The sequence below is a fragment of the Sorangium sp. So ce302 genome (genome assembly GCF_051530145.1).
Taxonomy (GTDB): domain Bacteria; phylum Myxococcota_A; class Polyangia; order Polyangiales; family Polyangiaceae; genus Sorangium; species Sorangium cellulosum_B.
Genome location: NZ_CP150326.1, coordinates 3,263,076 through 3,290,019 on the forward strand (window position 1 = coordinate 3,263,076; position 26,944 = coordinate 3,290,019).

Annotated in this window: 16 protein-coding genes; 6 read left to right on the forward strand and 10 right to left on the reverse strand. The window is 70.9% G+C overall.

Features of this window, described 5'->3' with window-relative positions:
- Positions 1-123: 123 nt before the first annotated feature.
- The 3 genes from WME73_RS12775 to WME73_RS12785 all read right to left on the reverse strand — a co-directional run bounded on the left by WME73_RS12775 (position 124) and on the right by WME73_RS12785 (position 6,769).
- Positions 124-3,447, reverse strand: a complete 3,324-nt coding sequence (locus WME73_RS12775) for a beta-propeller domain-containing protein (protein WP_437915880.1) — start codon at positions 3,445-3,447, stop codon at positions 124-126.
- A 465-nt stretch (positions 3,448-3,912) separates the two neighbouring features.
- Positions 3,913-5,157: an ATP-binding protein gene (locus WME73_RS12780; RefSeq protein WP_437745746.1), complete on the reverse strand. Its 1,245-nt coding sequence runs from the start codon at positions 5,155-5,157 to the stop codon at positions 3,913-3,915.
- A 109-nt stretch (positions 5,158-5,266) separates the two neighbouring features.
- Entirely contained in the window at positions 5,267-6,769 is a 1,503-nt protein-coding gene (locus tag WME73_RS12785; protein WP_437915881.1) for a protein kinase domain-containing protein, read from the reverse strand.
- 755 nt (positions 6,770-7,524) lie between these two features.
- Here WME73_RS12785 and WME73_RS12790 point away from each other — a divergent pair.
- Positions 7,525-7,896: a response regulator gene (locus WME73_RS12790; protein ID WP_437745748.1), complete on the forward strand. Its 372-nt coding sequence runs from the start codon at positions 7,525-7,527 to the stop codon at positions 7,894-7,896.
- Here the strand turns inward: WME73_RS12790 and WME73_RS12795 are convergent.
- Positions 7,865-13,330 (reverse strand): AAA family ATPase, encoded by a 5,466-nt coding sequence (locus WME73_RS12795; protein ID WP_437915882.1) that lies wholly within the window; start codon positions 13,328-13,330, stop codon positions 7,865-7,867. The two genes, WME73_RS12790 and WME73_RS12795, sit on opposite strands and share 32 nt — an antisense overlap.
- An 808-nt stretch (positions 13,331-14,138) precedes the next feature.
- Between WME73_RS12795 and WME73_RS12800 the strand changes: the two genes are divergently transcribed.
- The 3 genes from WME73_RS12800 (at position 14,139) to WME73_RS12810 (ending at position 17,914) form a co-directional block, all read left to right on the forward strand.
- On the forward strand, positions 14,139-16,355 hold the full coding sequence (locus WME73_RS12800; RefSeq protein WP_437915883.1) for a serine/threonine-protein kinase: 2,217 nt from the start codon (positions 14,139-14,141) through the stop codon (positions 16,353-16,355).
- A gap of 689 nt (positions 16,356-17,044) precedes the next feature.
- Positions 17,045-17,401: a hypothetical protein gene (locus WME73_RS12805; protein WP_437745753.1), complete on the forward strand. Its 357-nt coding sequence runs from the start codon at positions 17,045-17,047 to the stop codon at positions 17,399-17,401.
- A 93-nt stretch (positions 17,402-17,494) separates the two neighbouring features.
- On the forward strand, positions 17,495-17,914 hold the full coding sequence (locus tag WME73_RS12810) for a type VI immunity family protein (protein WP_437745754.1): 420 nt from the start codon (positions 17,495-17,497) through the stop codon (positions 17,912-17,914).
- 8 nt (positions 17,915-17,922) lie between these two features.
- Here the strand turns inward: WME73_RS12810 and WME73_RS12815 are convergent, their stop codons facing one another.
- Entirely contained in the window at positions 17,923-18,360 is a 438-nt protein-coding gene (locus WME73_RS12815) for a nucleotide triphosphate diphosphatase NUDT15 (protein WP_437745755.1), read from the reverse strand.
- Between the two features lie 213 nt (positions 18,361-18,573).
- Here WME73_RS12815 and WME73_RS12820 point away from each other — a divergent pair, with 213 nt between their 5' ends.
- On the forward strand, positions 18,574-19,269 hold the full coding sequence (locus WME73_RS12820) for a hypothetical protein (protein WP_437915884.1): 696 nt from the start codon (positions 18,574-18,576) through the stop codon (positions 19,267-19,269).
- Between the two features lie 118 nt (positions 19,270-19,387).
- Here the strand turns inward: WME73_RS12820 and WME73_RS12825 are convergent, their stop codons facing one another.
- From WME73_RS12825 to WME73_RS12840, 4 genes are all read right to left on the reverse strand, one after another.
- Positions 19,388-20,269 (reverse strand): tRNA1(Val) (adenine(37)-N6)-methyltransferase, encoded by an 882-nt coding sequence (locus tag WME73_RS12825; RefSeq protein WP_437745757.1) that lies wholly within the window; start codon positions 20,267-20,269, stop codon positions 19,388-19,390.
- Between the two features lie 72 nt (positions 20,270-20,341).
- The gene (locus tag WME73_RS12830) at positions 20,342-21,028 is read right to left on the reverse strand and encodes a hypothetical protein (protein WP_437745758.1); all 687 of its coding nucleotides are present in this window, start codon (positions 21,026-21,028) and stop codon (positions 20,342-20,344) included.
- Between the two features lie 149 nt (positions 21,029-21,177).
- Positions 21,178-22,101 (reverse strand): SIMPL domain-containing protein, encoded by a 924-nt coding sequence (locus WME73_RS12835; RefSeq protein ID WP_437915885.1) that lies wholly within the window; start codon positions 22,099-22,101, stop codon positions 21,178-21,180.
- 30 nt (positions 22,102-22,131) lie between these two features.
- The gene (locus WME73_RS12840) at positions 22,132-22,290 is read right to left on the reverse strand and encodes a hypothetical protein (protein ID WP_437745760.1); all 159 of its coding nucleotides are present in this window, start codon (positions 22,288-22,290) and stop codon (positions 22,132-22,134) included.
- Here WME73_RS12840 and WME73_RS12845 point away from each other — a divergent pair, their 5' ends adjacent.
- Entirely contained in the window at positions 22,291-24,459 is a 2,169-nt protein-coding gene (locus tag WME73_RS12845; RefSeq protein WP_437745761.1) for a serine/threonine protein kinase, read from the forward strand.
- A gap of 19 nt (positions 24,460-24,478) precedes the next feature.
- Here the strand turns inward: WME73_RS12845 and WME73_RS12850 are convergent, their stop codons facing one another.
- Positions 24,479-26,938: a SpoIIE family protein phosphatase gene (locus tag WME73_RS12850; RefSeq protein ID WP_437745762.1), complete on the reverse strand. Its 2,460-nt coding sequence runs from the start codon at positions 26,936-26,938 to the stop codon at positions 24,479-24,481.
- Positions 26,939-26,944 lie beyond the last annotated feature (6 nt).

A 26,944-nucleotide genomic window follows, 5' to 3' on the forward strand; every position in this document is an offset into this window, starting at 1 on the left:
CGTAGCGTTCGAAGAGGGAAAAGAGGGATGAGGCGGCCGCGCCGCGCGAAGCTGCGCGCCGCGTGCCATTGCGGCAAGCCGGCCCGGTGCGCTCGGCCCCGGCCGGCTTGCCCAGCGGCCCGGCTACTCGCCCAGGTAGGGGACGAGGTTGACGGTCTCGCGATCGAGCTGGTGAATCCCGAAGCGGCCGGCGGCGAACAGGACCTCCTCGCCGCTGGTCACGAACCTCTCGGGCCAGCCCCAGAGCGGGAAGAACGCCTGTGCCTTCGGCGCCTCGGGCTCCTCGAGGGAGATCGCCAGGGCGCCGCCGGGCACCTCGAAGAGCGCCCGCATGTCGGCCGTGTGGCGCAGCGACGCCCACGAGGCGAGTCGGACGGTGGAGAGCACGTCGAACTCGGGGATCGGGGGGTCCTCGTCCTCGTTCTCCGGCTCGGGCGGCGGCGCCTCACCCGCCGGCGAGAGCGTGGTCAGCTTCTGGTTGGGATCCCAGCCAGCGTACCACCCGCTGCTCGGACGCCAGATCAGGCTGTGGGACAGGACGGGCAGCCCGCGGCCATCGATGGAGATCGCGTTGACCTGGCGGTCCGGGAACTTCTGGTACTCCTGCAGGTACGCGAGCCCCTCGTGCACCTCGAGCCGCGCGATCGCCGTCTCGATGAACTGCTGGCCCCACACCCTGTCGCTCGCGTAGATCGACGCGCCCTGGATCGCGAGCACCTCGCCGGGCACGTTGATCCCCGGATCGAGCGCCGGCTGCGACGGGTTGGTCAGGTCGAGGTGCGTGAGGAAGTACTGCGTGCGCGGGCGCGGATCGTCCGGCGCGCGGCCGCTGATCGAGCGCTTGATGTTGAAGTAGAGCTCCCCGTCGTCGTTGAGGACGTTCACGGTCTCGTTGTCGTCCGGCAGCGCGACGGCCGGCGCCACGGTCGGGTGGTCCGGGTCGGAGAGGTCGACCACGTGGATCTCGATCTGTGCCCAGCTGCGGCGCGGGACGTACTCATAACAATACGTCGACGTGATCCCCACGATGTCGTTCCGGTCGACCTCGACCGGCGTGCAGCTCGTGTCCGCGCCGGGGTGGTCCGTGCACTCGGCGAACCCGCCGTTGCAGTACTCCTCGCCGCCGATGTTGCGGCACGTCCGCTCTCCGGCCATGTACGTGCAGCCTTCCTGCCCGAAGCAGCCCGGATTCTCGACCGAGTTGGTCCGGCACGCCCAGCCGACCCCGAGGTCCTCGGAGTGGCCGATGACGCGCAGGAAGGCGAGGGCATCGCGCGCGGGGTGCACGGTCGAGAACGAGCTCCCCCCGCCGTAGTAGCCGCCCGTGGCGGGGAGATCGCTCGTGTCGAGCGTGCCCGCCCGCCGCGGCGCGGTCGGGTCGGACAGGTCGATCACCTCGAGGTGGGTCACCTTGCCCACCCAGTTCTCGAAGGTGGTGGTCAGCGACACGAGCAGATCGCCCACCTGATGGAGCTCTGCGTCGGCCGGCAGATCGAAGGTGGCGATCGGCTGCGCGAGCTGGGTGAGCCCGGCGCTCGGCACGACCTCCGCCTTGACCTTCCGGTTCTCGGCGGGGGTCCAGTAGAGATCGTAAGGCATCTTCACGCGGACGCGGTGCTCGCCGAACGCGAAGACCTTCACGTAATCCGGGGCGAGATCGAGGTGTCCGAGCTTCTCGGGCGTGTCGAGCTTGTCCTGCGCGTAGAGGGTGAGCTCCTCATCGGAGACGTTCGCGGTGGCGATGTCCTCGGCGCGGAACGTGCGGCGCGCGGGGGTCCCGTGCTCCATCACGCCGCGGCGGGTCAGCGTGGTGTCCGAGAAGGTGAAGATCTGCACGCCGGAGAACGGCCGCCGGGTGTTGTCCACGATCCTGCTCGCGGAGAACGGGAGCAGCACGAGGCCCGTCTCGGGCTCTCCGGTCGCCGCCACGGCGTCCACCGCGTCGTCGAGCACGGTGAACGCGCGGTGATCCCAGTCGGCCTCGGACCAGCTCCAGCCCTGGGCGCCGCCGTCGATCTCGGCGCGCGCCACCAGGGGATCCTGGCTCGTCAGATCGGTGATGTCGTAGAGGCTGGCCGCGAGCTGCCGGCCGTTCTGGTCGTTCACGCCGATCCCGATCAGGCGGGTCGCGCCGAGGACCGGGCGGAAGAAGTTGTTCCACCCGGACACGATGAACTCGCTCTCCTCGGTGACGTTCCCGCTCGGATCGATGGAGAAGGCGTGGAAGGGATCCTGGCGCCGGTAGGTGACCGCGAACGCCCTGTCGTCCAGGAAGATGGCGCCGTAGAGCGACTGTTCGGCGCCGAACTCCTCGCTGTCGATCGGCACGATGTCGTCGGGATCGGCCGCGTTCCACGTCTCGAGGTAGCTGGGCGTCCCGTCGGCCCACTGCGGACCGGAGAAGACCCGAAGCATGTTGTCGCGGAAGTCCATGTGGAACTGGGAGCGCACGTAGCTGGCCGTGCTCACGCTGTCGCGCAGCACCATCGACCCGTCGCGGTTCGAGATGTCGATGATCGAGATCTCGCTGGGATCCTGCGACCAGCTGCCGCCGTTGCGCGCCACGAGGAGCACGTCCGCCTCCGCGTGGATGGCGGTCACGGTGTCGCCGAGCTCGATCTCGCTGCGCGGGGCGAGCGCGTCGGCGCCGACGTCGAAGCTCCGGACGAGGGTCTTGTTGACCCACTGGAACTGCCCGGGGTTGATCTCCTCGAGCTCCGAGCCGTTCGAGGCGATGTAGAGCGAGCTCGCGCTCTCGCCGCGCGCGAGGCGGCTCGTCATGATGGCGCCCGTGACCGGATATTGCGACAAGAGCTTCGGCGCGGCGCGGTCGGCGATGTCGATGAACAGCACGGTCCCGCCGGTCCGCCGCTCCACGGTGAGGCCGTCGGCCTTGAGCTGGTAGCCGGCCCAGTCGTTCAGGAGCACGACCGCGCGGTCGCCGACGACGTACATCTCGACCGGGGTGCCGGCGATCTGCATCTGGCCGAGGAACTTCGGGTCCGACGGGTCCTGGATGTCGATGACCTGCAGGCCGCGGAAGGTGTTGAGGTTGAGGATCTGCCCGCCGCCGAGGACGCGGTAGATGTCGCCTTCCTCGAGCTCGCGGCTCTCTTCCTCTTCTTCCTCCTCCTCTTCCTCTTCTTCTTCCTCCTCGCCGAGGTACCCCTCGGTGAACGGATCATCGGCCGACACGAAGTCGGTGGGCCCCTCCGGGGTCTCGGGCTCCTCGGGCTCCTCGGGCTCCTCGGGCTCTTCCTTGGGAGGATCCGGCTCCTCCTCCTCGGGCGGAGGGTTCTCGTTCTCTTCTTCGGGTGGGGTCTGCTCCTGGGGCTCGGGCTTGTTGTCGTCGCTCCCGCATCCCTGTCCGAGCAGCAAGAGCAGCGCGGCCATCACGCTGGCTTGCGCTGACAGCACGCCTCTGAATAACGCTCTTCTCTTCGCCACAGCTACTCCTCCCTGGCACCTCGCATGAGGTGCGGAGACTGCGCACATCGATGTGTCCTACACGGTTCAACGTGGTCGGAACGTCGCGGCCCGAGGGCGGCGGTGCGGCGAGTCTCCGGCGAGCGGTCGAGGGCGCGTCCGGCACGGCGCAGCCCGCGATCGAGCCGGTCTTCGCGGCTTCGCGCTACCGCGGACCGTGAGCTTGCATCCAGCGGAGTATCCACCTTCTGGAGTGGCTCCTCAATGTGGAATGCTGTTACGGAACGGCGGCAGAGCGGATTGCTCTGCGTGGCGCAGGATGGGTTCTTGGTGGAGCGGAGCGCCGAAAGCTCACAGTTGGCGGCGTCTTCCCACACGACGGTTCGGACAGCGCTGGTTGCCGTCGGCTCTTGCCGGTCTGCGGGGCGCTCGACGCCTTCTATCGTGACGTCGAGCGGCGCGGGGCCCGCGCTCGTCGCGCCCCCGTCACGCGGCCTCTTCCTTCTCCTCCGCCCGCGCCACCGGCAGCGCCACGAAGAACGTCGACCCCTTCGAGACCACGCTCTCCACCCAGATCCGCCCGCCATGGCCCTCGACGACCCGCTGCGCGATCGCCAGCCCGAGGCCCGTCGAGCGCTCCCCCCCGGTGCTGACCGTCCTCGCCCGCCCGAACGGCCGGAAGAGCTTCCCGAGGTCCTCCGCCGCGATCCCGGGCCCCTCGTCCTTCACCGACAGGAGCACCTCGGCCCCCCCGCCGGCGTCCTCCCCCCGGCCGCCGTGGACCCGGACGCGGATGGTCGTGCCCGGAGGCGCGTAGTGGATGGCGTTGCTGATGAGGTTGTTGAGCACCTGCTCCAGCTTGTGGACGTCGACCTCGACCCGCGGGACGCCCTCGTCGCTCTCGACGACGAGCTTCATGTTCTTCTGCCCCGCCAGCACCATGTTGAGCGCGACGTTCGACTCGACGAGCTGGACGAGATCCGTGCTCTTCCTGTCGAGGCTCAGCTTGCCGAGCTCGATCATCGACACGTCGAGCAGATCGTTGATGAGCGAGAGCATGAATTTGCTCGAGCTCCTGATCATGTTGACGATCTCGACGCCGCCCTCCTTGAGCAGCGACGTCGGCTCCCCGCGCCGGTGGCTCATCAGCATGAAATCGCTGTAGCCGAGGATGACGCCGAGCGGGTTCCTGAGGTCGTGGGCCGCCATGCCGACGAAGCGGTTCTTCTCCTCGTTCAGCCGGACCAGCTCCGCGTTCTTCGCCGCGAGCTCCTCGTGCATCTGGACGAGCTGCCGGTTGCTCTCCTCCAGCGTGTCGGCGTACTGCTTGAGCTTGAGCTGGCACCTCTTGTGCTCGATCGCATAGCGGATCGTGCGCTCGAGGTTTTGCGCGTCGAACCTCCCCTTCACCAGGTAATCCGCGACGCCCGCGCTCATCGCGGCCATGTCGATCTCCTCGTCGCCGACCCCCGTCAGCATGATGATGGGGATCGCGCAGCCGAGGTGGTTGGCCTCACGCACGACGTCGAGGCCCGTCCGGGCGTCGAGCCGGAAGTCGAGGAGGCACACGTCGTAGCCGCCGGCGCGCAGCGCCTGGATCGCCTCGTCCGAGCTGCTCAGCCACGTCACGTCGTACCGGGTGCGGGGAACGTCGCGGAGGAGCCGCCGTGTGACGAGGTGGTCGACCTCGTCGTCATCCACAAGAAGGACCTTCATCGCGCTGTCGTTCATCGGGAGCCTCGACCACGCCGGACATCGGCGCTCTCCCGCCGGCAAGCTTCGCGCCACGCCGCGTGCTCCACCCCCGCCGCGGCGGAGGCCAGGGTCTTCGCCCCGCCCCTCATGGCCGGCGCTTCTGCTCTTCGGCGACGCCCACGAGCGCGCGCGCCAGGGTGATGAGCTGCCCCGCGTCGAACGGCTTGACGAGGAACGCCGACGCGCCGAGGCGCGACAGGCACTGCCAGTCGGCCGCGCCCCCGGTCCCGGTCGCCACGATGATCGGGAAATCCCCTTGTGGGAGCCTGCGCACCGCCGCCGTGAGCGCGATGCCGTCCAGCCCGGGCATGTCGAGGTCGAACACGCCGAGCGACGGGCGGTTCGCCTCGATGGCCAAAAGCGCCGCGGCGCCGTCGGGCGCTGTCTCGATGGCCGCGCCGGGCAGCGCCTCCGCGAGGACGCTGGCGAGGAAGCTGCGGAACGACGGGCTGTCGTCGGCGACCACGACGCGCGTCGTGCGCGCGTACGCCGGCAGGGCGCCGCGCGCGTCGAGCAGCGCCTCGCGCAGCGCCTCCGCGCTCGCCGTGCGCTGGTCGGGCTCCTTGGCCAGCGCCGCGAGCACCGGCGCGTCGAACGACGGCGGCAGATCAGGGCAGATCTCGCTCGGCGGGATCGGGGGCTGATACGCGTGCTGCATGACCAGATCCACCGTGCTCGTGCTCTGGAACGGCAGGCGGCCGGCGAGCAGGTAGTACGCGACCACCCCGAGGGCGTAGACGTCGATGCGCGGCAGCAGCGCGGGATCGAGCTGCCGGCCCAGCGCCACCTCCGGCGCCAGGTACGCCGGGGTGCCGGAGAAGGCGAGCTCGACCCGATCGCCGCGGGGGATCCGCTTCGCGAGCCCGAGATCGGCCACCACGACGCGGAGGGCCTGGCCGACGAGGATGTTGCTCGGCTTCACGTCGCGGTGGGCGATGCCCGAGGCGTGGATCGCCGCGACGCCGAGGCAGGCCTGGTCGAGGACGCTCAGCGCCTCGTCGAGGCCGAGCCGGCCCCCCTTGCTGTGGACATGCGTGTCGAGCGTGACCCCAGGCACGTACTGCATGACGAAATACGGCGCGTTTTCGTACTCGCCGAACGCATAGATCTCGACGACGTTCGGGTGGTGGACGCGCGCCATCGCCCGCGCCTCCGCCAGCAGGCGGGCCTGCATCTGCGCGTTGTCGAGCTGCTCCGGCCGGAGCAGCTTGATGGCGACGTCCCGCTGGAGCTGCTCGTCGCGCGCCAGGAGGATGACGCCCATCGCCCCCTCTCCGAGGCGACCGACGATGCGGTAGACCCCTCCGAGCAACGTGCCCTCGGGCGGCACCTGAACCGAGCTGCCTCCCTCGTGCAGGCTCGAGCGCGCCGCGGCCTGCCAGAGGTCCTCGTCGCTCAGCGTGGAGCCGTCGCCGTTCCGCTCGGCCGGCGGCTCCGCCCGCGTGGGGGGACGGTCGCGCACCACGGTGTCGACGCCCTGCAGCGTATCCGCGACGTCGGGCGCGAGCGGCGCGGGGGGATCGCCGCCGTTCGCGCTTCCAGAGCTGAAGCCGGGCGAGCCGTCCGCCGCGTCTGCCATGGTGCGCATGATACGTGTCCTGCGCATGCCTATCAACGGAGAGCGACACGCGCTCCAGCTGCGAAGCGCGGTGCACGCGGCGGTCTGACGGCGTCTCGCGGGCGCGTCACGGTCGGGCGGGATGTCGCAGCTGTGGCAGGATGCCACGCTGCGCGGCGAGCGTGGCTTTGCGCCGCGCTCGCCGGCCGGCCCGCGGCGAGGTGCGGCGCCGCGCGGGGGGGGGCGGGCGGGCGGCTGGCTCACGCTGCTCGGGGCACGCCGAAGAAGCGATGGCCCTGACGCGTGTCGCCGGCCTCGATTGTTTCAGCCGTCCAGCGGCGATCCCTCTCGTCAATCCATCCATGGCGAGCTTCGCCTTTTCCCTGCCGAGCATAGCGACGGGCGAGCCAGCAGGGCGGCAGGGTCGTCACGATCACCTCGGTCGTGGGCTTGCAGGCAGAGCCAGGCCGCATGCCTGCCGTCGGACCTGCCTGTCGGCGGAAAGGCGGTTGCCGACGGAGTAACCATCCGGCGATGAGGGGTTTTCTGAAGGCCGACGTGAATCGGAATGGCTATACTCGAATGGCCATGAGGATGCTCTCGGTCGAGTCCGTCTGTGCCGGCGCGCCAGGAGCGAGGAACGGCTGTACAGTACAGTATAGGAAATGAGCGTTGATGGCTAACGGCTGACGGATCGATATTGAAGAGAGCTCGACGGGGTCATCGGGCTCCCGCGCTGCGTGAACGGAAAGGTGGCCTGAGCCTTATCGGTCACTCTGGGGGCCATGGAGATCGAGGTGACGATGAATATTCTCGTTGCGGAAGATGACGACGACCTGCGCGAGCTCGTGGCAATGACGCTCTCGGTGGAGGGATTCCATGTGCAGACAGCGCGGCACGGACAAGAGGCTCTGGAGAGGATAGGTGAACACATGCCCGACCTCATCCTGCTCGACATGAAGATGCCGGTCATGGACGGCCGGACCTTCGCGCGGGAGTTTCAGAACCGATACGGCCGGTCGGTGCCCATCATGGTCCTGACCGCGGCCGAGCACGCCGCCCTTCGAGCCCAGGAGATCGGCGCGGCAGGGTGGATCGCGAAGCCCTTTCACTGCGACCAGCTGGTCAGGATGGTGCGGTCGCACCTTCGCATGTAAGGGGCAGGCGGACGTGGAACGTGCTGCCACGGCCTTCCTCACTCTCGAACCACATCTCGCCTCCGTGGCGCACCACGATCGCGCGCGACAGGTACAGCCCCGTCCCCATCCCTCCGTAATCGTGGGGCGTATCGGTGTGGGCGCGATGGAAGCGCTCGAAGATCCGCGCCCGCTTCTCCACGGGGATCCCCACCCCCTGATCGCGCACGGACACCAGGGCGTCGAGCGCGTCCGCCATCCGCACGTAGAGCTCCACCTCGCCGCCGTCCGGTGAGTACCGCAGCGCGTTGTCGAGCAGGTGCGCCACGACCCGCTCCAAGAGCTCGCGGTCCCCTTGGAGCACCACGGGCTCGGCGCACGTGACCCGGATGCGGCGCGACCGCGCCCCCTGCTCCAGGCGCGCCGCCATGCGTTCGACCAGCTCCCCGAGATCCACGCGCTCGAGCACCAGATCCAGCCGGCCGAGCTGGACTTGCGAAAGGAACAGCAGATCGGCCACGATCCGCTCGATCCGGTCGGCGCCCCGCAGCAGCCCGTCCAGGATCCGGCGCTGACCCGGCGGCAGCTCCGTCGCCGTGCGCAAGAGCATCTCGGCATAGCCCATGATCACCGTCACGGGCGTCTTGAGCTCGTGCGCGGCCACGCGGAGAAACTGGTCCTTGAGCCGGTCGAGCTCCACGAGCTCGGTGACGTCCCGCACGACCGCCACCGCGCCCACCACCTGCCCCCCCGCATCGCGCATGGGCGACGCGCTCGTGTGCACGTAGCGGGTCCGCTCCGCGCCGGGGAGCGAGATCGTCCCCTCATCCAGGGCCACCGTCTCGCCGCCGAGCGCGCGCACGAGCGGCGTTTGCTCCGCTTCGTAGGGCGTCCCGTTCGGGCGGTCGAAGCGGAGCCGCCGCACCAGGTCCGCGATGGGCCCGCGCGCCTCGTCCGGGCTCGCGAGCCCTGCGAGGCGCGCCGCCGCATGGTTGGCCAGGGTGACGCGCCCGTTCCGGTCGACGACGAAGACGCTGTCGACCATGTTGTCGAGCACCGCTTTGATCTCCATCTGGCTCCGTTCGAGGTCGGCGTAGAGCATGGCATTGTCGAGCGAGATGGCCGTCTGCGCGCCGAGCAGCTCGAGCACCCGGATCGTGCCGGCCGTGAACGCCCCCGTCGCGACGTTGTTCTCCAGGTAGACAAGGCCGCTCAGGCGCGCCTGCCGTACGATGGGGAGGCACAGCAGCGAGTGCGGCCGTCTCCGGGTGAGGTGCTCGTCCGAAGCGAACCGCGTCGCCACGGCGGCCTCGTCCAGGATGACGGGCTCACGCGTCCGCGCGACGTAGTGGAGGATCGACATCGGGAACGCCGCCGCCGACGCCGGGACGCCCCTGTGGCTCGCGACGCGGATCTCCGTCCCGTCGGTCGTGGCCTCGGCGTAGACGGCGAGCTCGCCGTCGCGGACGAGGATCAGCGCCCCTCTCTGCCCGCCCGCCTGCTGGAGCACGATCTGCAGCAGCGTCTCGCTGAGCTTCGGCAAGAGGATCTCGGACGAGATGCTCTGCAAGGCTTTGACGACCGAGAACAGGTCGAGCTGCTCGGGCGCGGCCACGAACGTGGCGGTGAGCGCGGCCGATGGTCGCTCGACGAGCTCGGGGTAGCATCGGTCGAGGCTCTGGACTTTGCCGTCGGCGCCCCAGCGGACATAGCAGGAGCGGGCCTCGCGCAAGTAGGTGTCGGCGAAGCGCGCGAACCCTCGCGCCCGGTAAAACCGAGATGCGAGCTCGTAGGCGAGCGCTTCAACGTGGACGAAGCCGCTGTCGCGCGCCGAGTGGACGGCCTCTTCATAGAAGCGCATGGCGTCGAGGTCCCGGCCCTCAATGCGGGCGACCTCGGCTGATACCAGGGCGTAGCGGGTCCGGAAGTTCTCGGGGCAGTTGTCGGCCCAGAGCTCCAGCTTCTGCAATTGCTTCACGAGCGTCTGCGCGAACTGCCGCTGCTGCTCGGCAGGGGCCTGCGCATAGAGCGCCGTCAGCGTGAGCGCGTGGTAGAAGTGATGCATCGCCTCGATCGCCATGGATGCCACCTGGTGCAGCATCGACGTGGCGCTGGTCGCGGACTCCAGCGCTTCGGCATAGCGTTCATGGGTGAATGTCGCGATCTGCTTCATGACGTGGTAGTATGTAACTCCAAGGCCGAAGCCCGCCTTCTTGAGGGCCGCGATACAGCTCTCCTCGTCGAAGGTGTCGTCGCTGAAGCTCGTGGGCGCCTGCGTCGCTCCCCTCAGGCTCGCTGCAAACTGCTCTTCGAGCCGGAGGACATGGTACACCACGTCATTGTGGGTCTGCCGGGCGAACGCGATGTGCTTCCGCGCGACATCGATGACATGAACGAGCGGCTCTCCGCTCTCCAGAACGAGCCATGTCATGTTGTAGGTCAAGTAGCCGGCAAAGACGAGATCTCCGATGTCGAGGCAAGCGAGGAAGGCCTGCTCCATGAGCGGGAGGCTCGCCGCGAAGCGCCCGCACCAGACCTTGATGACGCTTGCATTCTGGAAGAGCAGCTTCCCTTTCAGTTTTGCCGTGGCGCTCTTGAATTTTTCATTCAGCCTGAGCGCCATCTCGGAGAACTGGAGCGCGCGCGGGATGTCGCGGTAGAACGAGACCAGCACCATGCCGTAGTTACTATAGATGAAGGAGGACTCTTCGGCGTGCCCGCGCTGCAGGGAGACGCTCACCCCCTTGGCGGTGAGCAGGACCCAGAGCGCTGGTCGCGAGGTGTATACGATGGGGAACGATTCGGCGATCAGGCCGATGAGCGCCCGCGCGCTCTCGTCGGTGGCTACAGGCGCATCGACGAGGTCGGCGATGGGGCGCCCCTGCAGGTTGATCGAGACCTGCCGGATCTCGGCCTCCGCGGCCATCCGGATCTCCTCGTCGGACTCCGGGAGCATCACCCCGTAGAGCTGCAGGGCCTGGATCATGACCGCCACGGCGTCGCGGTGCCGTCCGGCGATCTGGTAGAGCCGCAGGCGCGATCGGTACGCCCTGGATCGGTCGGGCCTGGAGCGGGCGTTCTGGAGAATCAGGTCGAACAGCTCGTCGGCCTGCTGGAAGCGGCCGACGAGGTACTCGCATTCGGCGAGCTCCAGGTGGAGCGTGAATGCATCCTCGTTCCGTGCGCTCCAGGCGTCCGGTGGCAGCAGGGATGTCGCCTGGGCCAGGTAGCTGCGAGCCGACGCGTAGGCCACCGAGGCTTTTGCCTTGGTCCCCGCCAGGAAGTTGAGCCGGCAGAGCGCCTCCTTCTCGCGCGGGTCGGTGAGGAGGTGGGCGCCGTGATTGAGCTGGTTTGCGACGTCGAAGGCCCGCTCTGCGATCCCCTGCTCTGGCAACCGAGACAAGAGGAGCCGGCCGAGCTGAAGATGCATCTCGGCGCGCAGCTCCTCCGGGATGAGCGAATAGGCCGCTTCCTGGATGCGGTCGTGGAGGAACTTGTATGTGCTGTCCACGCGGATGACGAGGCCCGCGCGGACGGCCTCCCAGAGGTCCGCGTGCACGTCGTGCTCCACACTGCCGCGAACCATCGCCAGGAGGGCGACCTCGGCGGTATTTCCCAGACAGGCGAGCTGCTTCAGCGCTTCCTGGGTCTTCGCGGGCAGCCGCCTGAGCTTGCCGACCATCAGGTCGACCACGTTGTCGGTGTAGCCCTTTTCGCGGATCTTCGCGACGTCCCACCGAAAGGCTTCCGTGCGCTCGTCGAACTCGATCAGGCGCTCTTCATGGAGCGAGAGGAGGAACTGAATGGCGAAGAAGGGGTTGCCGGCCGTCTTCTCGTAGGCGAGATCGGAGAGCTGTGCGCCGTCTTCGAAGCGGCAGCGGAGCGCCTCGCCGACGAACGCGGCGAGGTGCTCGCGCGGTATCGGGCCGAGCACGATGTCCGAGACGCGCGCGCCGTCTCTCCGCACCTCGTCCAACGTCACCAGGAGCGGGTGGGTGGGGGACACCTCGTTGTCGCGGTAGGCGCCGATGATGAGGAGATAGCGCATCTCAGGGTGGGCCAAGAGGTCCTTGAGCAGCCCGAGGCTGGCCGCATCGACCCACTGGAGATCGTCGAGAAAGAGCGCGAGGGGGTGCTCCTTCTGGGCGAACACCCCGATGAAGTGCCGGAGCACCATGCGGAAGCGGTTCTGCGCCTCGGTCGGCGGCAGCTCGGGGACGGGCGGTTGCCGTCCGACGATCAGCTCGACCTGCGGGATCACCTCCACGATGAGCTGGGCGTTGACCCCGAGGACGTCGAGCAGCTGCCGTCTCCACGCCGCGATCCGCTCCTCGCTCTCGGCAAGGAGCTCGATCGCGAGCTCCTGGAAGGCCTGGACGAGCGTGGCGTAGGGGATGTCGCGCTTGTATTGATCGAACTTGCCCGAAAGGAAGAAGGCCCGCTCCCGAATGATCGGCTTGTGCAGCTCATGGACGAGCGCGCTCTTGCCGATCCCGGGGTATCCGGAGATGAGCAGGAGCTCCGGCGTCCCCGTGGCGACCACGCGGCCGAAGGCCTGCAGCAAGGTGGCGACCTCCGCCTCTCTGCCATAGAGCTTCTGCGGGATCTGGAGCCGGCCTGTCGTGTCTCGCTCGCCCAGCGCAAACGGCTCCACCCGCCCGCTCGCGCTCCACTCTGCGAGGCACCTCTCCAGGTCGCGCTGGAGGCCGCGAGCGCTCTGGTAGCGATCCTCGGGCATCTTGGAGAGGAGCTTCAGGGTGATGCGCGAGATCGTCTCGGGCACCTCGGGGACGAGCTCCGACGGCGACGTGGGGACGCGGGCCACGTGGCAATGGACCCACTCGACCGGGTCGCGCGCCTCGAAGGGGAGCCTGCCGGTGAGCATTTGATTGAACGTCACGCCGAGCGAGTACAGATCGGTGCGGTTGTCGATGGCCCGGCTCGTCCGACCTGTCTGCTCCGGCGATAGATAGGGCAAGGAGCCCTCGATGAGCCGGGGGGGCTGCGCGCGCTGCTGCTCGCGGGGGAGGCGGGACGCGAACCCGAAGTCGGCGATCCTGACCTCGCCGGAGGCGGGGTTGACGAGGATGTTGCCGGGTTTCAGGTCCTTGTGGATGATGTCCTGCTGGTGAACGTCCGCGACCGCCGCCGCGATGCGGATCGCGAGGGGGAGGAAGCGCTCGATCCCCATGGGCGTCCCGAGCAGGTGATCGAGGGACTGGCCGCCGAAGTCCTCCAGGATGAGGGCCGGCATGCCCTGGTACGTCTCGAGGGCGAGCGGCTTGATGACGGCCCGGGCGTCGAGCAGCTGTCCGAGCTCATACTCGTGCTTCAGCCGCTCGCGGTCCTTCGGGCGGCTGCGCCGCGGATCGAGCACCTTGAGGATTACCGGGCAGCGATCGGCGCTCCTGACCGCACGATAGACGACGGCTCTGCCATCCAGGGAGAGAGGCATGGTGATCGTGTACGGGGAGGCGAGGGGCATGGAGGGGGTTCCTGAAGCGCGACACGCTCGGCGAGGACGATGAGGCCGCGTGCGCGGTGCTCCACGGGGCTCGGGCATCGTCGGCCGGGCCGCCGAGCCGGACCGAGAACGTGATTGAGCTCATCACGCGGGCTCGAATCCATACCAGCCGGGCTCAGCGCCCCGTGCCGGCAGGATCCTGCGAAGGCGTGACGGACCGTGATGCCATGCGCCGTCGACATGAGTGTGGATCTTGTGCCTCACGTCGCAGGCGTCATGAGTCTGCCTTCCAGAAAAGGAAATGCAGCCAACCAGGCAAGGCGGGTCCGGCCATGCTTGCCCGGACGGCGAGCCCACACCCCGCCCATACGCCCCGCTATCCGAGTCCGGCGTCGCGATCGGCCATGGGGTGGTGCTGTCATTTGAACATGAAGGCGGGAAGTCGGGAAGAAAACCTGAATGATCTTCCCGCCTTCCCGCCTTCATGTGGAACCTCTCTGGGCAAATGACAGCACCACCCGGGATCGATGCGCCGGAGGCAGCCAGCTGCCTCCCCGGGCTCGGGATCGGCGCGCCGGAGGCACCCCGGGACCCATGGCGGCTCACGCCGCGCCTGTGCCCGATGCCCGAACGCCCTGGAGCGCTGCCTCGGAGCCTCGCGCGGGCTCTCCGCGGCGTGAGCACCTCGCGAACCGTTTCCGGATAACCAGGCATGAAAGCGACGCGGGACCGTGGGAGGGCACGGCTCGCGGCGCCGGGCGGTCCTGGCGGCGTCCGGCGCGGGGCGCGGAGGGAGACGGTGAAGCGGAGGTCACGGGACGAGGATGACGAGGCGCGCGGGGGTGAGGCGCCCTCGGGCGTGGCCGGCCGGAGCCGTCCCCCGCTCCTCGCGCCGGGCACCTGGTTCCAGCGGCGCTTCCGCGTCGACCGGCTCCTCGGCCAGGGCGGCATGGGGGCGGTGTACGCCGTCAAGGACAAGGGGCAGACGTGGGCGCTCAAGATCGTGCGATCCGAGTTCCTCGACGACCCGGGCCAGCGCCGCAGGCTGTTACGGGAAGGAGAGGTGCTCGCGCGGATGCGGCACCCGAACGTGGTCCAGGTCCACGAGGTCGGCCTCGCCGACGATCTCACCGCCTGGTACCGGATGGAGCTGCTCGACGGCGTGACGCTCCGCGAGGAGCTCCGCCGGCGAGGGGCGCTCTCTCTTCCGCTCGCGTGCGCCACCGTGCGCGCCGCGGCGCTCGGCGCCGGCCACCTGCACGCGTTCGGCGGCGTCCACCGCGACATCAAGCCGGAGAACCTCTTCATCCTGCGCGAGCCGCGCGACGTGAAGCTCCTCGACTTCGGGCTCGCGCGGCTCAGCGGCACCCCGGACACGCTCGACGCGCAGACCCACGGCTCGCCGCTCTTCATGGCGCCCGAGCAGATCCGAGACGAGGTGCCGACGCCGGCGACCGACGTGTACGCGCTCGGCCTCATCGCCTACGAGGCCATCGCCGGATTCCACCCGTTCGGCGATGCCCGCGCCGCCGGCCGGATCGACGCCCTGTTCGCCAGGCACCTCAACGACGTCCCGCCGCCGCTGTCGCGGATCGGCGTGCCGGAGCCGATCTCGGAGGTGATCGCGCGGGCGATCGCCAAGGTCCCGCGCGATCGGCACCGGGACGGGGTGGCGTTCGCCGAGACGCTGTGGGGCGCGTCCCTCGCCACCCGCGGCGCGCCGAGCGCGCGCGACACCCACCCGGGCGAGCCCGAGATGTCCGAGGTCCTGCGGTGGGGCAACGAGAAGGTCGCCGCGGCCACGGGGCCCGCAGCGGCGGAGCGACCTCGGGGGCGTGTCGAGGGGGCCGCCGTGGCGGCGGCCGCTCTGTCGGGACCGCCGGGCGGAGCGGGGCCGCGCGACCCGCTGGACGGACGCGACCCGCTGGACGGAGGCCATCCAGCGGGCGGCGCTGCCGACCCGGGCCAGGCGGGCGTCGGGTGGACCATGACCGAGCGCCTGCCGGAGCGCTTGCGCGACCCCAGCTGCGTGGCCGCGCTCGCGCAGCGAGCGCCGGATCCGCCGCCGGAGCAGGCCGCGGCGGCGTGGGTCCCGGTGGAGAACACCGTGCCGCTCGCGCGCGCGGCGACGGGCGCCGGGACGCTCCGCGCCGGCGCGGGGCCGGCGGCCGAGGGCTCCCGCGCCGGCGCGGGGCGGACCGCCGCCCCGGCGGGGCCGGTCGCAGCGCGGCCGGCGGCGCCGAGCGCGCCTGGCGCGGCTGGAGCGCGGCCGCGGGCGTGGGTCACCCTGCGCACGGCGGCGATCGGGCTCTCTCTGGGGGCGCTGGTGAGCCTGCTCCTCCTCGACGTCATCCTCCGGCTCCAGGACGCCCCGCCGGCGGTGCCGGCGCCGGCGCAGGCGGCCTCGGCGCCGGCGCAGGCGCCGCCGCCGCCCGCGAGCGCCGCGGTGGCCGCGGGATCCGAGCCGCCCGCGGCCACGAGAGCCGTGGAGGCGGCGAGCGCCGGCCGTCCCGCCGGGGCCTCCTCCGCGAGCGCGCGAACACCACCCCCGCGATCACGCCCGCGCCCGGGTGCTATCAGAGGGCGCGAGCGGGGCGAAGGTGCGGAGCTTCGCGGTGCGCGCGGCGAACGCGACGCTGGCGGGCGGGTCGTCGATCTGGGTGGTGGTGGCGGACGTCGAGGCGGCGCTCGTGCAGGTGGAGGTGACCGCGGGCGATGGGAAGGACGGGGCCCGAGGGACGGCGCCGGAAGAGGCGCCGGTGGCGGGAGCGAGCGCGGAGGCCGGGAGCGCGTCGGACGCGTGCGTTGCGGACAACGCGGTGCTGGGCGGTACCGGAGCGGTGACGAGCTGCGAGGACGGCGAGACGGCCGGCGGGAGCGGCGGGCTGGGCGGGATCACGGCGACGGACGAGGGCAACGGGCAGGTGGGGGAGGATGGCGGACCGGTGCCGGAGGAGAATCCGGAGGGCTATGGGCTCGGCGGGCGTGGGCAGGTCGATCCGGCGGGGGTTTGTAGGGAAGGCGAAAATGGTGCCCCAGGAGCAGCCGGTCCCCCCGGCGCCGGCGGAAACGGTGCGACGCTTGCGCTGACGGGCCTGAGCGGCGGCGACGGCGCTCCCGGTTCAACCGGCGGCCGTGGTCAAGGCGGAGGTTGAGGCGGCGGAGCGAAGGCGGGGCTGTTCTGCCAGGTCGGACCAGACACCGTCGACGGCGTCGGGGCCAGCGGCGGAGGCGGCGGGGCCGGGGGCTGCGGAGGCAAGGGAGGCGGAGGCGGGCAGGCGGGCGGATCGAGCGTGGGGATCGTGAGCCTGGGCAACCGCCTGACGCTGACCGGGGTGACGATCGCGGTGGGTAAGGCCGGCAACGGAGGTGCCGGGGTAGCGGGGCAAAATGGCGCCGCTGGAGGCAATGGCGCCGCTGGCGGGACGGCATCGACGACGCCGCCCAGCAAAGCCGGCTGCGACGGCGGAAAGGGTGGTGCAGGCGGTCCAGGTGGTGCTGGAGGTGGCGGCCGGGGCGGCTATGCCGTAGGCGTTGCGTATGCGGTGACGCCAAGCGAAGCGCCGGCGGTGGACTTCACCGCCGGCACACCTGGCGCCGGCGGCAACGCCGGTCCTGGCGGAGCCTCGGAAAACGCCGGAGCGCCAGGGAGTGAAGGGAGCTGCTGGGACTTCGCAGGTCAGTCGTCGTGCGGAGGATGACGCGATGGCATCGCCGAAGAAGCCGCCGGAGGGGCTGCCTCCGGGGCTCGATCCGGTTTGGTACTCGGACACGCCGGAGGCGAGAGAGGAGCAGCTCCGGATCCTGAAGAGAGCACGGGCGCGAGGCTCGCTGCTGTTTCGGATAGCGCGGGGCGAGGACGTGCGGAAGGAGCTCGCTCAGATCGAGGCCCAGGCGGGGGCGATGGATGCCCTTGAGCAAGAGGTTGCCGGGGTATGGATGAGCGCGGCGATGGTGGAGGGCGGAGCCGAGAAGCGCTGGTCGGGCGCGCGGATCGGCGCGGTGGTCTTGGCGCTGGCGGTCCTGTGCGGCGCGGTGATCGCGCTCGCGTGGCTGCGCTGACGCAGCGAAGCAGCGGCGCCGCGACGCAGCGGTGCGCTGCTTCGTGGTGCCGCGCCGTGACGAAGTAGCAACGTAGCGAACAGGCCGCAGGCGGTGTCGCCGGAGCCGTGCGCGAGCGCCTTCTACGCGGAAGCGCTGGGCAACGAGAAGCGGCCATTTGTCGAGCTCGGATTCTTCCGGATCGCATTCCCGTTGCTCTGGTTTGCGGGCTCGTCGGAGTCGTTCCCGGAGGTGATGCTCGAGGTGTGCCGGAAGCTGAAGCCGGTGAGCGGTTATGGAGGTATCGGCGCGGTCGAGTCGCCTGATAGCTCAATCAGCAGCCGGTACGAGCCCGTCGTCTATGATTGGGCCCAGAAGTTTCCCGGGTCGGAAGCGGACTATCCGACCTCTCATTCTATCTGGCTGCGCAAAGGAAGAAGTGGCGGTGGGATCAAGGGTGTCAACTGGCTCACCCAGGACCCCAGGACGAGACCACGCACCGGCGCGGGGCGGCGCCGTCCTGCGCGCGCATGAGGCCGGGATCAGGGATTGTAGCGGCGGCCGCTGCGGTAGCTCGCGATGGCCAGCTCCACCGGGCGGAACAGCGGGGTGGGCAGCGCGTCGAGCGGGTACCAGCCCCAGCCGGCGATCTTGTGGGGCTCGCGCTCCTCGGGCTCGCCGTCGAACTCCTCCGCGAGGAGCTGGATGTCCACATAGTGCTTGCCGTAGGCGAGGATGTTGCTGAGGCACAGGAAGGAGAGCTTCCTGACGACAAGGCCGCTCTCCTCGCGCACCTCGCGGACGGCGCAGTCCTCGAACGACTCGCCGAGCTCGAGGTGGCCGCCGCACCACGAGTAGCTGCCGTCGCCGTGGCTCCCGCGGCGCCGCGCGAGCAGCACGTGCCCGTCGCGCACCAGCATCACGCCCACGCCCACCAGCGGTCGCTCCGCGGCGTTCCCTCCGACGATCGCCTCTCCCAAGGACACCTCCCCGCACGCGACGCCGTCGTGCGTGGAGCGCGCTCTAGCACGGCGCGCAGCGGCGCCGCTCGGGAGGCGTCGGGTCGACCCGCCGCGCCCGCTGCGCCAGCCGCGCCGCGCACGGAGCCACCTCGCGCACGGAGCCACCTCGCGCACGTGCAAGCGCCGGTACCGATTGACTTTTCAGTGAACACGCGTACCGTGCCAGGCGCGATGGATGCGTCCTTGCCCTGGGAGCTGAACCCCGTCCTCCAGCAGAGCCGGCTCGTCCTCCTGGCGCAGACGGCGGTCGATGTCCGCAACAAGGCGTTCAGCGAGGCGAACCGCGACGAGGGCGACACCAGCTGGGGCATCGGCTGCAAGGCGCACGAGCGGTTCGGTCATTCCCTCTGCAAGCTGGCAGAGAGCGGAAAACACCCCTGGCTGTCCGTCCATCGAGACGGGCTGTACTTCATGCCGCACATCGAGGGCGTCGCCGTGCGCGTGTACCGCGGTCCGGCCGACAAACCCTCGCAGCGGCACCTCGAGGCCGCGCGCAGCGAGCACGGTCGCCGCTCGGAGTCGCGACAGATGGCCTTCTCGTTCATGGGGCAGGAAACCGAGCCGGATGGCCCGTGGTTCTGGATGATGGCCGTGGAGACGGACGTCGAGGGGAGGGCGCTCCGTGCCGTGTTCTTCCAGGCCAACGAGGCCGGCGGGACCCGACACGCATGGGAGGCCCCGGTCGAGACGGTGTCCGCCGAGCCTGCGCCTGCGCCTGTACCCGAGCCCGGAGACAAGCCGGCGCGCCCGGCGCGACCGCGCCCGGCACAGGGCCAGCAAGCGAAGGATGCGCTCCTGTCGCGCGACGGACGGCCGCTGCTCCGCGCGCAGACCATGACCCTTCCGCTCGTGTCACAGCCGAGCTGACGGCCGGCGAACGAGGCGGATCCGCCGGCAAGGAGGCTGTCCTATCGCGGAGTGCAGGTTCGTGCGCTCCGCGACAAGGCGGTGAGCCCCCGCCGACACACCCGCGCAGGAGCCCGGGTCATACCGGCATTCCCATCGTCCGGCGGAGCGCGTCGAACTCCTCGGTGAAGCGCCCGTTTCCGCCCCGCAACACGAGCGGCGGCTCGTCATGGCACGACGCCACGGCCTCGGCGTGGCGCAGGGCATAGACCGAGAACAAGGCCGCCTTGCCCTCCTTGGGCATGACGTCGCGCCACGCCTCGAGCGCGAGCCCGGCCGCCGCCGCCGCCGCCTCGACGCGAGGCCGCTGCCACGCCGCCGCGCAGGCCACGAACGGCGCGCCGGGAGCGAGCAGCCGCGCGGCCGCGAGGCAGTAGTCCTCCACGCCGCCGCGGTGCTCGAAGCGGCACGGCCCGCACTGGACCCGATAGGACTCGATGCCGGTGCCGACCGGCAGGTACGGCGGCGTCCCCGTCACGAGCTCCGCAGGCGCGAGCCCGTCGAGCACCGCCGGATCGCGCAGGTCCCCCCACCGGACCTCGCCGCGCGCGTCGACGCCGTTCCACGCGACCGAGCGCCCCGCCATCGAGGCGCTCACCTCCTGCGCCTCCACGCCCGCGCAGCGCGCGTCCGGGAAGCGCCACGCGGTGAACAGGAGCACCGTGCCGATGCCGCAGCCGAGGTCGACCGTGCGGCGCGGGGGCGTGCTCGCGACCCGCTCGGCCGCGAACCAGGCGGTCACGAGGTCGTCGGCCGACCAGCGGTGCCCGTCGAGCCGCTGCAGGATCCGGAAATCGCCCGAGAGATAGCAGAGGTCCTCGCCGGGGCCGGGCCAGACCTCCGGGCGATCCGGCGTCACCGGCGGCGGCCCAGGGGCGATCCACCCGGGCGGCCGGCGCGCAGGGCGCACGACCCCGCCGCGCGGCGCGAGAGAGGGCTGGACATCAGGGGGAGCGATCATCGACCCCCATGTACCACGCCCCCGCGGCGTCAGGGGCGCGCGCAATCCCCCCGAGCGCGCGGCCCCGCGGCGTCAGTGGTTCTTGCAGCCATCCTCGAGCGAGGGATCATCGCAGAAGAGGCACGGGGTGGTCTCGCAATCCAGCGGAGGGCATGACTTGGGGCAGGTCGGCTCGTTCGGATTGCAGTGGATGATCTGCCAGGTGAGCGAACTCATGTCGTCCGGGTCGGCCGCGCAACTGCACTTGTTGAAGGCGTGCGATGCAATCATGGTGATCGTGTGGCACTCCTTCTCCGGCGTCACCCCCTCTGCCGGGATTGGCGTCGTGAGATCCCAGGTGAGCTCGAAGGGGCGCTGTCCGCCAGCCATGGTCCCGGCCGGGAACACTCGTGGGAACGTGACCCTCCGGAACGGGAGCGGGAACGGGGTATCTTCACTGCTGCGCCGCCCATAATCGATGTACAGGACGCCCTGCAGAGGGATGCCGTTGTCCTCGGACAGCACCGTCGCGCCGAAATTCTTGAAGCTGTCCTGCTGCTCGACGATGTACACGGGTATGTGCTGGGGAGGGAAGACCGCCGTGAGCACCGGCGCGGTCTGCTCGGGATGCTCGTACGTCGGCGGCTCGATCACGAGGCAGCCCGTGGTCGAGGCGGCGAGCGCTGCCGCTGCGAACGAGCGAGCGAGCGCGGCGGAGCAGCGCGGGCGCGCCGCGAGGACAGGGGCACGGCGAAGGGAAGGGCGGGACGGAGCGATCATGGTGCGCTGTGCAGGGGCCGATGGGGGGTGGGGTCCGTGCTGGGTGCTGGGACTTTACCCACTGGGGCGACGCGCGGTGGATCTAGCTGGAATCCGACCGCCGCCGCGCGGGCAGGCGCGCCCGAGGCCCCGCCCTCCGCGCCGCGGCGTCACTTGCGCGGGCTCGCCGGCGCGCTCTCCAGCGCGTAGACGACCTTCACCTGCGTGCCGAACGGGACCTCGCCGGACGACACGGGCGTGCCCATGTCCGCGGAGTACCCGCCGGAGGCGAGCGCGGGGCGGGGGGCGTAGATGGGGCCGTGCTCGACGACCTCGCTGATCGAGACGACGCGGCCGAGCGAGACGCCCTGGAGCCTGGCGAGCGCCCCGGCGCGAGCCCGCGCGTCCGCGATCGCCTTCTCCCGCGCGCGCGCCTCGAGCGGGTCGGTCTCGTCGAGGCCGAACGAGACGCCCCAGACGTTGTTCGCGCCGGCGGCCACGGCGGCGTCGAGCACCGCCCCGACCTGATCGAGGTTGCGGATGACGACCATCACCGTGTTGCTCACCTGATAAACGTGCGACGGCGGAGGCGGCGCTGCCGGCGCCAGGTCGGCGGGCGGCGGCTTCGGCGCCGGCGGCTGAGGCGCCTTCGGTCCGCGCCCCGCGGGAGCCGCGGGCGCCGCGGCCGGGGCCGCCGGCGCCGGCGCGACCGCCGGGGCGGGCTGCGCGTGGCCCATGGCCATCCAGGGCGGCACGTCGGGCTGCCGCACGAGCTGGATGGAGTAGTTGCTGGTCTGGATATCCTTCTCGGCCAGGCCGGCGTTCTTGAGCGCGGCGAGGATCTCGGTCATGCGCGCCGCGGCGAGCTTCGTCGCCTCGTGCACCGTCGGCGCCATCACCTCGATGCCCATCTGGGCCCGGGCGATGTCAGGCCTCGCGCTGACGTCGCCGCGGCCGACGACCGTGATGGTGTTGACCTCCGGAGCGGCGGCCACGGGCGGCGTCGCGTGCGCCGCGCACGCGGCGAGCAGCGGTGTGACGGAAAGCATGAGCCCGGCGAGGTACGCGCGGGACAGGGAGCGCTGGTTCTTCATGCCCGTGCAACGCGCGCCGCCCAGGCCGGCTTACAGGGGGGCGCGCCCCTCGGCGCTCGCCGCCGCGAGCAGACCGACGGGCCGCTTCCCGAGCCGCTCCGGCGGCGCGCCGGCGACGCCCGAGGCGGCGGCGTTGCTCCCCCTCGGCAAGTTGTTCCACGCCGCGCCGGGTGCGCTATGGTCGTTCACGTGCTCACAATACCCAGCGATGAAGAGGCCCTCGGAGGTCTGCAGGGTGCCACGATCGCCAGCGACCTCTCGCCAAGCATCGGCTACCGGATCGTGTCGCGCGCCGGCTCCGGGACGATGTTCGTCTCGTTCTACGCGGTCCGCACCGCGCCCGAAGGCGAGACGCCCGTGGTCGTCAAGATCCTCCGGCCGTCGCTCTTCAGGCAGATGGGTCCGTCAGCGGCCGTCATCGTGAAGAAAGAGGCGGTGTCCCTCGGCCGCCTCAACGAGCAGGTCCCTCCGACCCCCTTCGTGGTCCGGCTCATCGACACCGGCACGTTCGAGGTCCGCCGCGGCACGAAGGCGCTCAATCTCCCCTGGATCACCATCGAGTACGTGCACGGCGGCGTCCAGGGCGTGACGCTCCGGCAGCGGGTCCAGGGGACCATCCAGGCCACGGGCCACGCGTTCGATCCGGCGCGCGCGACGCGCGCCATCGAGTGCATCGCGAGCGGGCTGTCGGCCGTGCACGACGTCGGCGTCGTCCACCGGCAGCTCACGCCGGAGAGCATCCTCTGCTGCGGCTCCGGCGACGACGAGCTGTTCAAGATCAGCGACTTCGGCATGGCGCGGCCGCGCGGCATCCGCGAGACGATCATGGCCGGCGTCGTGGGCAACGCCGGGGTCGCGCCGCCGGAGATGCTGTCCGCCGATCCGAGCACGATCGGCCCGTGGACCGACATCTTCAACCTCGCGTCCGTCATCTTCTTCCTGCTGACGGGCGAGGAGTACATCATCGCGGAGTCGCAGGCGCAGGCGCTCATGGCCGCCATGGCGCGCACGCGCCGGAGCATCGTCGAGACGCGGTGGCTCCACCCGGCGCTGCGCGGCAACGACCAGGCGTGCAAGTCGATCGACTTCGCGCTCCGCTGGGCGTCCACCGGCGAGGCGCAGGAGCGCCTCCAGGAGGCGGTGGCCGTGGCCGCGATGCTCTCGCCGTACCTCCGCCCCGCGTCGCCGATCTCCGCGCTGGAGCAGCGGATCGTGGCGAGCGCGGGGGAGCAGCGCGTGCGCGCCGCGGAGGAGGTCGGTCCGATGACCGTCCCGTCCACGCACCTGAAGGCGCCGGTCCTGCTCAAGGGGGAGCTCGGCCAGACGCTGCTGTCGCCGCGAAACGCCAAGGCCGCCGAGCGCCCGAGCCAGGACCGCCCGATCGAGGCCGAGATCATCAGCGCGCCCCCGCGCGCCTCGCGGGAGCCCGCGCCGCGCCTGTCGGCGGTCGTCGAGCGCTGGACGTGGAGCGTGCTCCACCACCCGAGCCTCGATTCGGTCATCCGGAGCGTGGCCTGGGACGGCTATGGCCGGTGCCTCGCGGCGGCCACGGGGGGGCTGCTCTTCTGGAACGGGACGAGCTGGAGCGAGGCGTCGTCCGGCGGCCTCCCGAGCCCGCAGGGCGTGCGCTTCGTGCACCGGATCGGCCCCGGCCGGTGGCTCATCGGCGGCGACGCCTCGACGCTCGCGGTGTACACGACGGGCGGCGTGACGGGCGTCTTCCAGCTGCCGGGAGAGCCGCAGAGCCACGTCGCGCTGAGCGGCGACCTCGAGGACATGGGCATCCTCGTCTCGACGACGCCGAACGATCCGCGGCCGCTCCTCCACGCGTTCATCGCCAAGCGCTGGCTGCGGCCGATGCCGGCCGACGGCGTCGCGCTGCTCGCCGCGGTCGCGCGCGTCGAGGACGAGCGGTGGCTGGTCGTCGGCCGGTCGACCAAGGGCGAGGGGCTGGTCGCGCTCTACGCGCCGCTCGACTGGCACCTGGAGCGCATCCCGGCGCCGCCGGCGCGGGCGTTCGTCGCGTGCGCCGGGCGGCCCGATCTCGGCGTGGGCATCGCCGTCGGCGCGGAGGGTAGCGTCGTCTGGCGGTACGGGCAGAGCGTCTTCACGGAGATCATCGAGCCGCGGCGCGCCCTGTCGGCCGCGACGATCGACGCGGAGGGGCGCGCCTGGGCGGGCAGCGCGGGGCGCATCTGGGTGCGGCGCGGCGGCATCCCGCCCATGGCCGGGGTGTGGGAGTGCGTCTGGGAGAACGACGCGTGGGTCGGCCCGGTGGTGTCGCTGTTCGTCGACGGCGAGGTGGTCGTCGCCATCACCGCGGACGGGGGCATCGTCGAGGGCCGCGTCACCGGCTGACGAGCCCGGTGAGCCGCCATCACCGCGGCGCGCGGTACCTGCCCACGACGATCGTGATGTCGTCGTCCGGGCTCGGGCACCAGCTGTCGACCTCCCGCAGGATCCGGTCGCGGATGTCGTCGACCGGCGCGTCCTGGGCGGCTTCGACGGTGGCGCAGAGCCGCGAGAGCCCGAACTGCTCCCGGTGCGCGTTGCGGGCCTCCGTCACCCCGTCGCTGTAGAGCACGAGCAGGTCGCCGTCCTCGAGGAGGAGCTCGGCGTCCGTGGTCAACGCGTCGATGGACGGCAGGACGCCGACCCACACGCCGGAGCTCGGGATGCACTCGCTCCTCCCCGTCCTCGCGCGGCACACGATGATGTCGTCGTGCGCGCCCGCGAACGTCACCCGCCCGCCGCGCTCGTAGCGCAGCAGCAGCAGGGTCGCGTGCTCGTCGCGCTTCAACCGGTCGCGGATGTTGTCGTAGATCGCCCGGTTGAGCGCCGAGACGACCTCGCCCGGGCGGGCGCCCGGATCCCTGCGCGTCATGGCGGCGACCATGCTCTGGATCATCAACATGACGAGGCCCGCCACGAGCCCGTGCCCCGCCACGTCGCCGATCCCGAGCCACCCGCCGTCCCGCGTGGGGAGCACGTCGTAGTAGTCGCCGCCGACCTCCGCGGCCGGCCGCATCATCGCGGAGAGCTCGAGCCCCTCCACATGCAGGTGCGCCGGGACGAGCGTGGTCTGGATGTGCTTCGCGACGAGGGTCTCCTGGTGGACCCTCTCCTGCTCCAGCCGCTCGCGTACCTCCACGTGCCGGACGATCTCCCGGTGCATCGACACCGCCTTCATCGCAGAGCCGATCTGGAGGCGCGCCGCGTCGTAGACCATCTCGTTCGCGCCGCTGTTGACGAGCGCGATGCCGTAGTGCTCCGTCTCGCCGAACGTGAGCGGCATCGCGACGACGCTCCAGCGCTCCGACGAGCTCAGGAATCCGGGCGGCGCGAGGCACGAGGACGCGAAGCTCGCGGGCGGCGGCTCCACCTCGCGGCTGTTCTCCATCAGAAACAGCGACTGCAGGGTGGCGCGCTCGGGATCGTCGAAGAGCGATATGGCGACGTGCGTGAGATCCAGCTTCGGCAGCTCCGCCGCGAGCGTGCGCCGGAGGGTGGGCATGCCGAGGCAGGTCGAGAAGAACATGCCGGTCCAGCTGAGGTTGACCGACGCGCGCTCCAGGTATAGCCGCTTCTCGCCCTCGGCGCGGACGGAGGCGTGGCTGATCAGGATGCGGCACGTGTGCCAGAGCCGCTCGAGGCGGTCCTCGGAGGCGCCGCCGGGCGCCCGGCCGATCTTCGCGCGGAGCAGCGTGATCGCGCCCTGGAACTGGTCGAGGGCGACGCCCTCGCGCCCCGCCGCGTCGAGGAGGTCCTGGAGCGCCGTCAGGAAGCGGCCCTCCCGCCCGCTCAGCTCCTCCTCGAGCGCGGAGAGCAGCTCTCGGGGCCAGGCCTCACGCGACGCCGCCGGGACGGTCACGCACCGCGCGAGCGCGCGCTCCAGCGGCTCCTGCTGCGCGGCGATGGAGAGCGGCTCGCGGCGCGGAGGCGCCCCGGTCGCGCGCGGGAGGGCAGCGTAGTAGCCGCAGCCGCACGACTCGCGCCGCGTGAGCTCGACGGGAAGGAGGCTGCACTCCGGCACACGCTCGCCGCGGAGCTGGCGCACGACCGTCTCGACGGCGAGCGCCCCGAGGTCCTTGATCGGATGGCGGACGGTCGTCAACGACGGCCTGGTGACGCGCGAGACGGCGACGTCATCGAACCCGCACACGAGGACGTCGCCAGGGACGTCGATGCCGTGCGCCTTCAGCGTGTCCATCGCGCCGAGGGCCATGTTGTCGTTGCCGGCGACGACGGCATCGAACTCGACCCTGCGCCCGAGGAGCTCGCGCATCGCGCGGCGGCCGCCGTCGATCAGAAAATCGCCGTACACGAAGAGGCGCTCGTCATAGGGTAGCGCGCGCGCCGCGAGGGCCCTCCGGTACGCCACGGCGCGCAGCTTCGCCTCCTCGTTGTTGGCCGGCCCGCTGATGTAGGCGACGCGCTTGCACGCGTGGTCGTCGAGCACGTGCGCGACCGCCGCCTCCCCCCCGACCGCGTTGTCGACGATGACGCTCGGGACGCCGTCCAGCGCGAGCCCCACGCTGCACACGGGCAAGGGCGCGAGCGATCGGCAGAACTCGTGCGCTCCCTCGGGGCCGACGTGGTTCGTGAGCGCCGATGACATGATCACCGCCCCATCGACCGTCGTCGCGCCGATGAGCGAATAGATCCCGCCCCGGGCGTCCAGCGTGTAGCCCTGGCGGGCGCGCGTCTCGCCGAAGGCCACGATGAGGTTGACGTCGTGCGCCTCGGCCGCGCGCTCGACCCCGAAGCGCGCCTCGGACTGGTACTCGCCGCAAAGGTAGTCGGTCAGGAGGGCGATCGTGTGGCGCTTCGCCGCCATGATCTA

Excerpts from the sequence above, each read along its gene's own strand:
- WME73_RS12780 (WP_437745746.1), bottom strand. The coding sequence starts at position 5,157 with ATGAACGACAGCGCGATGAAGGTCCTTCTTGTGGATGACGACGAGGTC.
- WME73_RS12785 (WP_437915881.1), bottom strand. The coding sequence starts at position 6,769 with ATGCGCACCATGGCAGACGCGGCGGACGGCTCGCCCGGCTTCAGCTCT.
- WME73_RS12790 (WP_437745748.1), top strand. The coding sequence starts at position 7,525 with ATGGAGATCGAGGTGACGATGAATATTCTCGTTGCGGAAGATGACGAC.
- WME73_RS12795 (WP_437915882.1), bottom strand. The coding sequence starts at position 13,330 with ATGCCTCTCTCCCTGGATGGCAGAGCCGTCGTCTATCGTGCGGTCAGG.
- WME73_RS12805 (WP_437745753.1), top strand. The coding sequence starts at position 17,045 with ATGGCATCGCCGAAGAAGCCGCCGGAGGGGCTGCCTCCGGGGCTCGAT.
- WME73_RS12820 (WP_437915884.1), top strand. The coding sequence starts at position 18,574 with ATGGATGCGTCCTTGCCCTGGGAGCTGAACCCCGTCCTCCAGCAGAGC.
- WME73_RS12825 (WP_437745757.1), bottom strand. The coding sequence starts at position 20,269 with ATGATCGCTCCCCCTGATGTCCAGCCCTCTCTCGCGCCGCGCGGCGGG.
- WME73_RS12830 (WP_437745758.1), bottom strand. The coding sequence starts at position 21,028 with ATGATCGCTCCGTCCCGCCCTTCCCTTCGCCGTGCCCCTGTCCTCGCG.
- WME73_RS12835 (WP_437915885.1), bottom strand. The coding sequence starts at position 22,101 with ATGAAGAACCAGCGCTCCCTGTCCCGCGCGTACCTCGCCGGGCTCATG.
- WME73_RS12850 (WP_437745762.1), bottom strand. The coding sequence starts at position 26,938 with ATGGCGGCGAAGCGCCACACGATCGCCCTCCTGACCGACTACCTTTGC.